General features: G+C 37.0%; 13 protein-coding genes. 3 read left to right on the top strand and 10 right to left on the bottom strand.

Going from position 1 to position 12,519, the window contains the following annotated elements:
• Positions 1–15 precede the first annotated feature (15 nt).
• The 7 genes from IGK03_RS03200 to udk form a co-directional block, all read right to left on the bottom strand.
• Complete coding sequence (locus IGK03_RS03200; RefSeq protein WP_002355708.1) at positions 16–372, bottom strand: DUF4312 family protein; 357 nt, start codon at positions 370–372, stop codon at positions 16–18.
• 30 nt (positions 373–402) lie between these two features.
• Positions 403–759, bottom strand: coding sequence for a glycine-rich SFCGS family protein (locus tag IGK03_RS03195; protein WP_202334777.1), 357 nt, complete (start codon positions 757–759; stop codon positions 403–405).
• Positions 760–773: 14 nt separating this feature from the next.
• Positions 774–1,097 (bottom strand): PRD domain-containing protein, encoded by a 324-nt coding sequence (locus IGK03_RS03190; protein WP_002386165.1) that lies wholly within the window; start codon positions 1,095–1,097, stop codon positions 774–776.
• Positions 1,063–2,982 (bottom strand): BglG family transcription antiterminator, encoded by a 1,920-nt coding sequence (locus IGK03_RS03185; protein ID WP_002388793.1) that lies wholly within the window; start codon positions 2,980–2,982, stop codon positions 1,063–1,065. The genes IGK03_RS03190 and IGK03_RS03185 overlap by 35 nt, the downstream gene beginning before the upstream one ends.
• A 369-nt stretch (positions 2,983–3,351) precedes the next feature.
• Positions 3,352–4,317 (bottom strand): Gfo/Idh/MocA family protein, encoded by a 966-nt coding sequence (locus tag IGK03_RS03180; protein ID WP_025193965.1) that lies wholly within the window; start codon positions 4,315–4,317, stop codon positions 3,352–3,354.
• Between the two features lie 100 nt (positions 4,318–4,417).
• The gene (locus IGK03_RS03175; protein WP_002355703.1) at positions 4,418–4,759 is read right to left on the bottom strand and encodes a type II toxin-antitoxin system PemK/MazF family toxin; all 342 of its coding nucleotides are present in this window, start codon (positions 4,757–4,759) and stop codon (positions 4,418–4,420) included.
• Positions 4,760–4,927: 168 nt separating this feature from the next.
• Positions 4,928–5,557, bottom strand: a complete 630-nt coding sequence (gene udk, locus IGK03_RS03170; RefSeq protein WP_002355702.1) for a uridine kinase — start codon at positions 5,555–5,557, stop codon at positions 4,928–4,930.
• 174 nt (positions 5,558–5,731) lie between these two features.
• On the opposite strand from udk, the gene IGK03_RS03165 reads away from it, so the two are divergent.
• A complete protein-coding gene (locus IGK03_RS03165; RefSeq protein ID WP_002386989.1) occupies positions 5,732–6,187 on the top strand; it encodes a GNAT family N-acetyltransferase in 456 nt (151 codons plus the stop codon).
• Between the two features lie 176 nt (positions 6,188–6,363).
• On the opposite strand, the gene IGK03_RS03160 is transcribed toward IGK03_RS03165, so the two are convergent.
• Positions 6,364–7,044: a YjjG family noncanonical pyrimidine nucleotidase gene (locus IGK03_RS03160; protein ID WP_002355700.1), complete on the bottom strand. Its 681-nt coding sequence runs from the start codon at positions 7,042–7,044 to the stop codon at positions 6,364–6,366.
• Complete coding sequence (locus tag IGK03_RS03155) at positions 7,041–7,823, bottom strand: 16S rRNA pseudouridine(516) synthase (RefSeq protein WP_202334776.1); 783 nt, start codon at positions 7,821–7,823, stop codon at positions 7,041–7,043. Before IGK03_RS03155 ends, IGK03_RS03160 begins: the two co-directional genes overlap by 4 nt.
• A gap of 330 nt (positions 7,824–8,153) precedes the next feature.
• Between IGK03_RS03155 and IGK03_RS03150 the strand changes: the two genes are divergently transcribed.
• Both IGK03_RS03150 and IGK03_RS03145 read left to right on the top strand, forming a co-directional pair.
• A complete protein-coding gene (locus tag IGK03_RS03150) occupies positions 8,154–8,762 on the top strand; it encodes a 50S ribosomal protein L25/general stress protein Ctc (RefSeq protein WP_202334775.1) in 609 nt (202 codons plus the stop codon).
• A gap of 251 nt (positions 8,763–9,013) precedes the next feature.
• Positions 9,014–9,337 carry a DUF960 domain-containing protein gene (locus IGK03_RS03145; RefSeq protein ID WP_002355697.1) on the top strand — a complete coding sequence of 108 codons (324 nt, stop codon included), beginning with the start codon at positions 9,014–9,016 and terminating at the stop codon, positions 9,335–9,337.
• A 68-nt stretch (positions 9,338–9,405) separates the two neighbouring features.
• On the opposite strand, the gene IGK03_RS03140 is transcribed toward IGK03_RS03145, so the two are convergent.
• A complete protein-coding gene (locus IGK03_RS03140; RefSeq protein WP_430602462.1) occupies positions 9,406–12,420 on the bottom strand; it encodes a polysaccharide lyase 8 family protein in 3,015 nt (1,004 codons plus the stop codon).
• Positions 12,421–12,519: the final 99 nt, after the last annotated feature.

Here is a 12,519-nt window from a genome sequence, read left to right as displayed (position 1 = left end):
TCCTTCTTCCTCCCTTTATACGCCTCTTTTTGAAAGAAACGGAACTACTACTGCGTTCGGTTCTTTAATTGTTTCCGTTAAAAAATCAACTTCTTCGACTGCAATGGCTTGGATTTCCACTTCTACAGCTAGTTCGACATGATAAATCACTCTCTTTCTAGGAAAGAAGAAGAACAGAAATTTTTCTGTATAAACTTGTTCTTTTGCCTGACGAATAGTTACTTCTTTCGGTTCAATCCGGATGAGGACCTCTGTTGTTTCTTTTAATACTTTTTTTGAAACATCATTCAACGCACTTGCAAAAGCTTCATTCTTCTTATTACCTTTTCCAGAAACAATCACGGTTTGTGTTGACCGTTTTGTGGCATCCATAATTACCGCTCCTTTCTAAGTTACTACTTTCTATGCTCCGTGTTTCTTAGTAAATGCTTCAGTTACTCGTTTACCAAGTTCTTCCTGATCCATAAAACCAAATCCAAGAACAGTTTTCCCATCGTTAATTGCTGTTACCCCTTCTTCGATTGATCGCATGCCATGTCTTTCGGGATACCCGTATTTAGTAGCAGCCGTTAACGCCCCTGCACCACCACTGCCACAGAAAGAAATGCCTAAATCTGCCTTTTCTTGTTGCATCACATCTCCTAAACGCATATCAGCGCCCATTCCTGGAACAACAACCGCGCGACCACCGGCTTGCTCCACTCCTTTTGCAACATTTTGTCCTTTTCCTAAACGATCTGCGATAACTACTGTAATCATAACTTTTCCTCCTATTAATTGTTTTGTTTAGCAACTTCAAAATGAACAGCTAAAACATACCATTCATCTTCTGATAACTGACCAATTGCTTCTGTTGTTTCTTGTGCAATTTTCAACGTTTCTGGTGTTAGTTCCGTAAATAACGTCCGATCAACACCAGCTAATGTCGTTCCTTCTCTTGAACGATTCAGCATCTCATTGAGATGGTTAATCAAAATCGTCCACTGTAATTCCGTTGGTTCAATTTGTGCTTCTGCTAATCGCGCACTGGTTTGTTTGATAATCGATTGTAGCTTTTCTGGTTCAGCACTTTGTCGAATGATCTCCTGTGCTTCCATTGCTAGTTCCATCCTCTTCCTCCTTTGGTTGTTCTAAATAATTAAGTAATGCTGAAATTTCAGCATGATTGACAGGTAACTCATTTTTAGCAAATAAACATTCAATTTGCCGAATTTCTTCTTGCCGTTCATGAGATACTTCTCTATTACAAGGAATCTCTTCGTATTGTTTATTAAACGTAATCCGATGTGTCATTAATAAAACGTGAAGTAAAAAGGCTTCTTGATATTCGCTCAGTAACTTTGTTTGAAACATTCGTTTTAACTCTTCATAAATAATATACGCTTTTACTAATAAATCTTGGCTTTGTATCCGTTCATTTTTTTCAATTACATCAGATTTCGTGGAGCGAGCAGTACCTTTTCCTTGACGTTTCCCTAATAAAATTTTATCGACCTCTTCCCGAATCAAACTTAAGTCTGTGTCCGTCAACAATGGACTAACTTTAATAAATGGGTATGTCATTTCTTCAATTGGGAAAATACTCAATACCAAATCGGGCTTTTCTGCTTGAATCACTTCAGTTGCATTTAAAACAGAAGCAAATCCTGCGAGTTCAACGTTTGGTACTTCCTCTAAAATTTTTTGTTCAATTAAACTGGTCACACCTAAGCCCGTCGAGCAAACATACACAATCCTAACAACTTTAGCTTCCTGCTGTTGTCGTTCCTGAGCTGCCAAAAAATGCAACGCAATATATGCGCAGAAAGAATCGTTGACTAACAAAACAGAACGTTGAATTAATTGTTTACAGGCACTTTGAATAGCTAAAAATAACGCTGGGTGTTTTCCTTTGATTTCTTCAGAAAACGGATTGTATTCATTAATAAATAAATGTTTCTTTGTAAAACGTAAGGATAGGTGTGCAAACAAGTTCGTAAATAATTGGCGATCATTTACAAAAGGATAATTCAGCTCTTTTGAAACGCTTTCAATCACTTGCTTTGTTAATTGAACCATATCTTGCCGTTGATGGGTTCCGAATAAATCACTATAAATATAAAAATATTCATCCGCTAATAAAGGCAAGTCATACCTTTCAAACACCTCTTGTAAAAGTAAAAGTGGTACTTCGTTCCGTTGTTCAAAGCGTGTTTTTTGCGATAACACTCGGTAAGTCCCAATTGTATGTGCCATCTGCATACGTGCTGCGGCAATTGCCACTCTCAACGTAATAGATAATATTTCGGCATAATCAAATTGATTTTGATCGAGTGGATTAATTAAATTTCGCATTTTTTTCAATGCACTACGATAACAACCTTGAAACAATGTCCCTGACCCAAATTTAATTTTAGGGATTTTTTCAGCCCCTTTTGTCTTTGTCACATAGTTCATAATTTGGTAAATATCGTATTCTGTAAGTTCTTTTTGAGTGATAAATTCCATCAGTAATCGTACATTGCTTTCTTCACCACTAATTGTAAACCCTTGCCGTGCTTGGCGAATTAAGGTTAAATCATATGCTTGCAGCAACCGTTCGACCTGTTCCAAATCACTGACAATTGTGTTTCGACTCACTAATAATTCATCTGCTAGCTGCTGTGCCGTTAAGTACCCTTTGACTGACAATAACTGAAAAATCAATACATTGACTCGTCTTTTTTGATCAGGATAGGTTTCAAATCGATCGACATCGATAATTTCATTTTTTAACAGTAAGCGTTTAGAGTCAGGTAAATCTAGCCAGATTCCCTTATTTCGTTTTGAATAAAGTGTCTCATCGTGCTGTTCAAACCAAGCACGAATATCTTCTAAATCATACTTAATTGTTCGAACGCTGACAGTAAAGTTCTCAGCTAATTCTTGCGTGGTAATACTCCCTTCCAAATCCAAAAGCATCAATAAAATATTTATCGCTCTTTTGGACAACAACACGGTCATGCCTTGTCACCTCTTTTCTTTTCCCTTTACACTTAAAACTATAGCGTTATTTTATCTGTTCCACAACACAAAAAAGTTGCACTTATAAAAGTGCAACACTTCTCTTTTCATACAAAAAAATCCCTTAACAGTAGTAACTGTTAAGGGATACCACACTATTTATTTGCATAAATAGACAGAGACCTTCTCCACAAAAGTATTCTGTCCGACACGTTACAAATCCGGTAACTGATAGCCGTACTATCTGGTGTCGTTGTGTTTGACAATCACTAGCCGTCAAAACGGAATAGCCGAAGCTATCTGATTGAGTCAACTCGTCGCATAAAACACACTTTAACACAGAATAGTATGGATAGCAAGTTGTGGTAATTATTCTCTATCAAACCATTCTTGATAAAAACCTTCAACAATTTTGACGGTTGCTATCGTTAATTCTTTCGTCATTACGGGGCTAGTTAACTTTTTGTCTTGTAAACATTGATTCACATGATTGATTTCATACGTAAATTCACTAGTGAATTGTTCAGACCATTTGACAGTGTTGCCTTGAGTATCTGTATAATAAGCACAATCTGTTTTCCAGAAATTAGGAATAACGATTTGCCCTTTTGTCCCACAGATGGTCATTTCACTAGGTATCTTTAAACCAACATTAATAAAAATATTGCCCAGTGTCCCTTCAGCAAATTTCAAAGCTAAATTACATTGACTATCCGTCGCCCCTTGCTGATATGTTGCGGTTCCCGTAACCGCTTGAATTTCTTTCCCTAATACGTATTGTAAGTATTGTAATGGATAACTTCCTGAGCCATGAAGCGCTCCACCACCCGCTTCTCTCGAGTAAAACCAGGGAATATGATCCACATTGGGATAGGCAGTAACTGACTGAACCCATAAAATTTCTCCCAATCCCCCTTCTTGAATCGTCGCCTTTACTTTTTGGGTAATTGGTAAAAAGACAGATTTCTGAGCTTCCATTAGAAAAACCCCTTGCTCCTGTGCGATTGCGAAGAGTTCTTCTGCTTCAGCAGCATTTAATGTAAATGGTTTTTCCAGTAGGACGGGTTTTCCTTGTGATAACGCAAGCTTAGCTGCTGAGTAATGTCCTTGATTGTAGGTGGGAATATAAATAATATCAATTGTTTCATCCTTACATAACTCTTCATAACTGCCATAAGCTACCGGAATCGCTAATTCTTTAGCCATTTTTTGAGCATTCTCTAAACGCCTTGATGCAATCCCGCGCACTTCAGCTTGCGCGCTTTCTCGAAGCCCTGCTACAAATCTTGGGACAATTTGGGCAGTACTCATAATTCCATAACGAATTTTATCCATGTGATCGCCTCCTCTTTCACTATACGAGAAAAACGAATATTTGGAAACTATTTCAAAAAAAAAGAAACCGTTTCCCCAAAACGATTTCTTTATATGTAAATTAACGGATACCAACGCTAACTTTTAAAGCTTGATTGACCTGTTCCATCTCTTCACGAGAAAGTTGACAAACCTTGTGTAGCATTCGTTCTTTATCCAATGTTCGAATTTGTTCTAACAAAATAAGTGATGGCGTCCTGCACTCGTTATGGGGAATTTCGATGAGGACTTGCGTTGGTTGCAGCCGCTTGCTTACGTTACGGGTAATCGGTGCAACAATCAACGTTGGACTAAATAAGTTACCTTTGTTATTTTGAATAATCAGGACAGGTCGAATCCCACCTTGTTCAGAACCAACAACTGGTGAGAGATTCGCATAAAAAACCTCACCTCTTTTTATCATTCAGATTCCCTTCCCTCCTTTTCCTTTAAAAAATTATAGCATATTGTTTCTTGCAATATTTTCAACTTTTTAGCTATCCCTTAAAATATTTGATAAAACCACCCTTTAAAAGTCAAAAAAAGCTTAAACAGTCGACTCTGATATAGAGACGGCTATTTAAGCTGACTATTACATTTTTGTTAAAATACTATCCACTTTTGTATTAATTAAATCAATAGCGACGTGGTTTTCGCCACCTTCTGGCACAATGATATCTGCATAACGTTTCGTAGGTTCAATAAATTGGTGATACATGGGCTTGACGACTGTCAAATATTGTTCAATCACAGAATCCAAAGTACGGCCACGTTCTTCCATATCACGCTTGATTCGACGAATAATGCGGATGTCATCATCTGTATCCACATACACTTTAATATCCATTAAATCCCTTAAGCGGCGATCTTCTAAAATTAAAATCCCTTCAAGAATAATTACTTCTTTCGGTTCTTGGATCACCGTTTCTGTACTTCTTGTATGCGCAACGTAGTCATAAACTGGCTTTTCAATGGCTTGATAGTTTAACAGTTGTTCAACATGTTGAATCAATAAATCTGTATCAAACGCAAAAGGATGATCATAATTGGTATTTAAACGTTCTTCAAAACTCAAATGGCTCTGATCTTTATAATAAGAATCCTGTTCTAACATCATAATTGAATGATCGGGAAAATTATTAAAAATCGCACGGCTAACACTGGTTTTTCCGCTTCCTGATCCGCCAGTAACACCAATGATAATTGGCTGACTATCTTTCATGTATAAACCTCTTTCTTTTCAAAAACTTCATTGTCTTTTACTATTATAATGAAAACTCTGAAGAATGCCAGACCTTTTCCAAGACTTTTCATGTGATTTTTATCTTCTTATGAAAAATCTGCCCACACTTCTTTCAATTACAGTATACTTATCAATAAAAGGAGAATCCTACCTATGATTAAAAAAGTCAAAAAAGAAGCACTTACAACGGCGCATTACGCTCTTCTTTATGAGGCAGATCCCTCAAAAAAAATGGTGGCAGATTACATTACCCGCGGCATTTGCTTTGACTATCAGACTGAAGAACTTCAAGGAATTTTAGTCCTGTTGCCGACTCACCCACGGACATTGGAAATCGTAAACATCGCTGTCTCAGAAGAAAGCCGAGGGCGGGGCATCGGGCAAGAATTATTACATTTTGCCATTGATTTTGCCAAAAAAGAAAAGTATGATTCCTTGGAGATTGGGACTGGGAGCACAGGCTTTCAACAGCTATATCTCTACCAAAAAGTCGGTTTTCGAATGACACATATTGAACCAGATTTTTTTATCCATCATTATGATGAGCCTATTATAGAAAACGGCTTGCCTTTAAAGGATATGGTTCGCTTACGGTTACATTTAAGTTAAAAAGAGGTCGGGACAGAACCGTTTAGCTCCGAGAAATAAGAAGAAATTTCCGAAAATTGCTCTTTAATTTTTGGAGAATTTCGGCTTATTTCCGAAGGAGTTGGTTCTGTTCCCGCCGTTTATCAGTTTTTGAGCGTGGAGCAAAAATCCAAAGTGATTTTTGTCCCACGCTCTTTTTAATGCCCAAGAATTGGTAACAACTCATCTAGCTGTTGAATCGTATAATTGGGTTGAATGGTTGGTGTTGCTGGAGCGGAGGTCGGATTGAGCCAAACAGTTTGAATTTTCGCTTGTTGACCTCCTTGAATATCTGAATGCAAAGAATCGCCAATAATCATTGTTTTTTCTCGACTAAAATTAGGAATCCGTTCAAAAACAAAATCAAAATACTCTTTCATCGGTTTTTGATAACCCACTTCTTCTGAAACAAAAATATCTTTAAAATAAGGCATTAATTTCGAATCTTCCAACCGACGATACTGTGTTTTTGCCACTCCGTTTGTCACAATATATAAATCATAATGGGGTGCTAATTTTTCCAAGATACGTTGACTATTGCCAAGCAAGTCATGTCCTTGACTTAAATATTCTCGGTAGTTTTCTCCCATTTTAACGCTATCAACTTCTCGATTAAACGCGTCAAACAATAAACCAAACCGTGTATCAAGGAGAACATCTTTTGTTATTTTTCCTTCTTCAAATGAACGCCATAATCCTTGATTAATTCGGTGGTATGTTGACTCGACTTCAGATGTAAATGGTACATTTTCTTCTTCAAATAAGGCATGGAGCGCCTTCTTTTCAGCCAATTTAAAATCTAACAATGTATCATCAACATCAAAAAGCAATGTTTTCATTTCCGTTCCTCTTCTCTTTTCAAATTACTCGGTAACGCTTTGCTTGTTTGTTGTTTTTCAATAAAAAAATAAGGCAATAGCAATTGTAACTCTTCTCTTGTTAATGAACGATAAGCACCTAAAGGTAATTGCGGATCTAGCCGCAACGGCCCCATAGTTTGGCGTTTTAAAGCAGTCACTTTTTTCCCCACAGATAAAAACATTTTTTTCACTTGGTGAAATTTTCCTTCTTGAATAGTCAGGAAAACATGACTCTCCGTTTCAGTCGCTGCAAGAACAGTTATTTTTGCTGGCTTACATTGAATGCCTCCTTGCAAAACAATCCCATCTTTAAATTTAGCACAATCTTCTGCAGAGACCAAACCATTGACTTTCACTTCATAACATTTCGCTACTTCTTTATTTGGCCGAATTAATTGATACCCTAATTGTCCATTATCTGTTAATAGAAGTAACCCTTCCGTATCGCCATCGAGTCTGCCCACTGGATAAAGACCAGGGCGTCTGTCTTGTGGTGCAATCAAATCAATGACTGTTTTTTTAGATGCATCTGAGACAGCACTAACCACACCTTTTGGCTTATTCAACATGTAGTACACATGGGTCTTATGCGAAATTAATTGTCCTTTTACTTTAATCATTTGTAATTGCGCATCGACATTTTGGCTTTCATTTAAAGTCACGATGCCATCCACAGTGACCTGCTTGCCTTTGATTAATCGTTTCACCGTTTTGCGTGATCCAAACTGAAGTTCTTCTAGTAATTTATCTACTCGCATTGTTCCGCTCCATTCTGGTATTAGTATAGTGGAATCCGTTAAAGATGAAAAGTGGAAAAAGGTAATTCCTTGACGTATAAAAATATAAGTGTTACGGTTAATAAGTAAAGTAAATAAAGGTTTCTCAAAAACAGCGTAATGACCTGGGAGAGAACAACGATAACAATGAACCATTCCCATGAGTGTTGCCTGGCAATATTTGTGGGGATTTTTTGATTATTGTTAGCATTTTTCTAGACAAGAACAACTGAAAAAAGAGTTTCTTTTTTCCATTATGTTTTGTTTCTGAGTTTAACCAAATCACTCATTATTTCAAGGAGGAATTAGGTTATGTCAGTACAATTAGAAGTTAAAGAAAGAGCTATCCGTCCACGTTCACTAAGAAATCAGCTACGTCACGAAGGGAAAGTACCTGCCATTGTTTACGGTTACCAAATTGAAAGTACACCAATCTATTTTGAAGAAAAAGACTTATCAAAAATTTTACGCGAACATGGTGCTAACACCGTTATTAAAATGACAGTTGATGGCAAAAACATCAACACATTAATGTCGAAAGCACAATTAGATACCTTTACTGGTCAAATGCTTCATGTTGAATTCTTATCTGTAAATATGAAAGAAACAACAGAAGTCGAAGCAGAAGTTCAATTAATTGGTGAATCTGCAGGTGTGAAAGCTGGGGGTACCTTAGCTCAAAACTTGTACACTGTTTTAGTGGCAGCCACACCAGATAAATTGCCAGAATCAATTGAAGTAGATATTACAAACTTAGAAATTGGTGATGCTCTTACAATCGCTGATTTACCTGAACACAAAGACTATGAAATTTTAACTGATCCAGAAGAACAACTAGTTGCTATTGTTGAAGCACAAACTGCTCCTGAAGAAGAAGAAGGAACAGCTGCTGAAACGACTGAACCAGAATTAGACGAATAAAGAGTACACTTTTGTTCAGCTGATTCTCTTAAGTTTTAGAAATGGGATGTACGTTGAAACAACGTACGTCCCATTTTCTTTTTACTGCATGTCTTGATTTCTTCACATAAATGATGACACCTGCAAAGCTAGGAAGCTACAGAGGAATATTAAATTTTTGCTAATCTACGCAATATTTTCAAACGAAACAATTTCTTTTTTTAAAATTTGCAGTATACTAAAAGTAAGTAAACAAAAAGGAGGTCATCCATATGTTTGAACGTTTTGATAGTGACCGTAGCCGCTATGCTTCATTAGGTGTTGTTTCCAGCTTACCTAGTGGCTTAATTGATAGTATTTGGTTGATTATTGACTTAAATCTAAAAGGGGTTATCCCTTTAAACGACTTACTTCACTTTGATTTGTTGAACAATAATGGCAAAGTGACTGTCCATTTTTCTCAAGAAAATAGTTCAGTAGAAATGGCCATCGACTTACCATTTAGTTATTCTACGGCATATCCGTCGCGAATTTTTGCTTTTGATGATGGCCATCGTGAAACGATTTTATTACCTGCAGAAATGTTAGAATCTTAAATAATTTCAACAAAGTAGCCTCAAATTCCGATTAAACTGGAATTTGAGGCTACTTTAATTTCTTTTAGTTATTCTACAATAATTTGTTTACTACTTCCTGCAGCATTTTCAAAATTAATAGTAAAGGTTTCTGTTGCATCATCATAAGTGATTCCGTCACTTTGACTAATTACTGTGCTGTAATCTTTTGGTATTTTTAAAGTCAGTGTCTTAGTTGTTTGTGTGGGATCAGAGAAAGTATACGTTTTTTGGTGTTGTTGTGTCTTTCTCATTAAAGAAATAGCTTTATTTGAAGTAATCCCTGCTATTGTACCGCCAGTTTCTGACCAAATGTTAACCCCAAGATAGCCTTCTTCTTCTTGCTTAACTGCTTGAATTTCTTCTGTATTTGAGAGAACTTCTACTGTTTTTTTGGCAGCATATGTTTTTAAATCAGTTTCATCGATTTCTGGTAAAACTACATAAGCATAATGCTCGTTCATTGGGTGTTGACCATGTTGAATCGTAAATGTTCGATAATCACCTACATATTCTTTATCACTTGGAAATGCTTCATTAATTGCTTTATAGGTTCCTTTTCTAGTTTCACTTTTAACATTTACCGTTGTTTCTTCTGGAAAATAATAACCCATATTAGCATTGGAATGATCCGACTTTAGTAATAACCATTGTTTTTTACTCGTTTCATTTTTCTCATGAATCTCCCCAATATTTGATAGCACTTGATACTGATACGCATCATTTAACAAACGATTATCAACAACTGTCTCAATCGAAGCTTCTGTATCCCCTTTAATTCCTGCGCCTAATGCGATAATTTGCCCATTTAATACAAACCAAGATTTTTTAGCTTGTAGGTTCATAGGTAAAAGTTTCCCATTATTTTTGGTCCCGTCTTTATTAAGAGCCATCCCTACTACTGCCTGATTGTCTGACGTTACTCCACCAACCCATTGCTCTTTCGATGTGATTGTTGTAAATGCTGAAACTTCATCTGCCAAAGAAATGGTATCTACCGTTGTTCCTGGTAGTCGATAGGGATCTACAGTTGGCCAATAGCTGGAATTAAATTGAACCTCGTCATCATTATATACGTACATCATTCCGTCACCAGTGTGCCAGCCACGTTTATTTTCTTTATTCCCTGCTTCAAAAGATGCAGTGCGCTTTGAATACAAGCCTAGCCCAAACATATAACTAGGTGTGCGTTGGACAAATCGATCCATCGAAGCATAAAGTTTCGTACCTGTAAAAGGAAGTTGCCCTCCCGTAATTTCTGGATTAGTTAAAAGTTGCATAGTCATCTGTAAATCATTAAAATCACGAGCATTTGTCAAATAATAATCTGGGTTCTCCTTCATCCAATATTTAACGGCTTCTTGAAATTTCTTTTGATAATTATTAGGAGCAAATTTAGCCACAATTAATAAATTATACATGGTAGTTGAGCCGTAGCCTGTTTTTCCAACTGCTGGGGCTCTTGAGATGGAACGGCCATTCACAGTTGGTAGCATTTCACCTTTATAAATCAAAGGAAGAAAGGCACGATCAACATTTTCAACAAATTCTGTCACAAGAGTTGCATCCATTTGAAAAGATGAATCTGCTGTAATGGCCAAAATTTGTCCAACCCCTTTCACCAAAACATTGCCATACGAACCTGTATAAGGAATGTTATTGTGCTGGATAAAAGAACCATCTTGGTAAAAACCATCACCTTTTGTGACTAATTTAAATACATCGACGATACTACTGGATGCTTGGTTAATTTTCCCGCTATCCTTTTGTAAAATTCCTAACCCCAAAACAGTTAAAGCTAAGTCCGTTCGGTTCGCTCCTGATGTCACAAAATTTGGGATAAAAGCTAAATCCACAAACGTTCCTTGTGGTTTTGTATACAACTGTTTAAACGGATCTGGGACATAACTGCTCAGCGCATTTGTATAGATTTGTTGCTTTTCCGGAGAAACTTTATCCTCTAAAATCATTAGAATATTAAGAAACTTCTGTGGCACACCAATTTGCCAGTCCCACCAATTTCCGTGGTACTTTTTCCCATCATACCCTTTTTGCGTCACCATAAAATCTAAGCCATCAATAATGGTTGTTGCCAATTTGTCATCTTGGTAAAGCGTACTCCCCTTCGTTCCATAGGCTAACGCTAATTTTTGCAATTTGGTAAATTGAGTCGTTAAATCAGCCGATGGCGTATTGCCAGGCTCTAGTGGCCATAAATAGCTGCGGTTCGGCTCTTTATTCATCGTTTGATCGAGTTCTGTTGCTTCATTGGAGATTTTTTGGACGTAGTCTACAAGCGCTTGGTTAGTTGAATCATATTCTTTGGAAACAAGCTGATTTCGCCATTTTTCTTTTAATTCTCGGTATTCTGCAGATGAATCGATAACAGGAATGCTACCAACGGAGCCACTTTTCATAGAAATGATATTCAGCTTTGATAGATTACCAAATAGTCTAATTCCTACAGCCCCCGTCCAGTCATCATTAATGGACGTACCATCAGGATAATGAACCTCTTCATTTTCATAAAATAATTGATCATTCAGGAATGTTTGAATTTTTTTCCCATCATAGCGAACCAGCAGTTTATATTGTTGGCCACTTAGTAATGTTGGCCCCGGAATATTAGTTAGCCATTTACCGCCTGGTTGTCCTAATTGCCAGCGGCCGTCACGATTATAAGCAAAAGATTGCCATTGACTCGTCTTTTGTTTATCTCCGCGAAAAACCAATCCGAAGTTACTTTGTCCTTCATATAAAAAGGTTAGTTCAAGATCTCCTGAAGATTGTTCGCGTGCATCAAGATTGATAGAGACAGATTCTAGGTTTGTCCCTTGCTTCGTGTTTGCGATCCATAAACCAGCAGAATCATTCTTTTTTTCTGCTGTTCCCACCAAATCTTGCCAATGCCCAACTTGATTGGGGAAATCTGAAATGTAAGAGGGTTGCTCAATCGTTTGGCTCGCTTCGTTTTCTTCTGCAAAAGTAAGGGTGGTTCCCATAAATCCACTCGTCAAAGCAGTAAACAGTCCGACCAGCATTACCCATATTTTCCTGTTTTTCATTCTTTCTCCTCCTAAAAAACTATTGTAAAACGCTTACATACAAATCAGAGAAAAAGAGTGAAGAAAAATACTTTCTACACTCTCCGACTCTCTGAAAAT

The sequence above is a fragment of the Enterococcus sp. DIV2453a genome, assembly GCF_050533535.1.
In the GTDB taxonomy this organism is placed as follows: domain Bacteria; phylum Bacillota; class Bacilli; order Lactobacillales; family Enterococcaceae; genus Enterococcus; species Enterococcus faecalis.
Note: the sequence above shows the minus strand (reverse complement) of the source record. Positions and strands in the feature narration are given on the sequence as shown.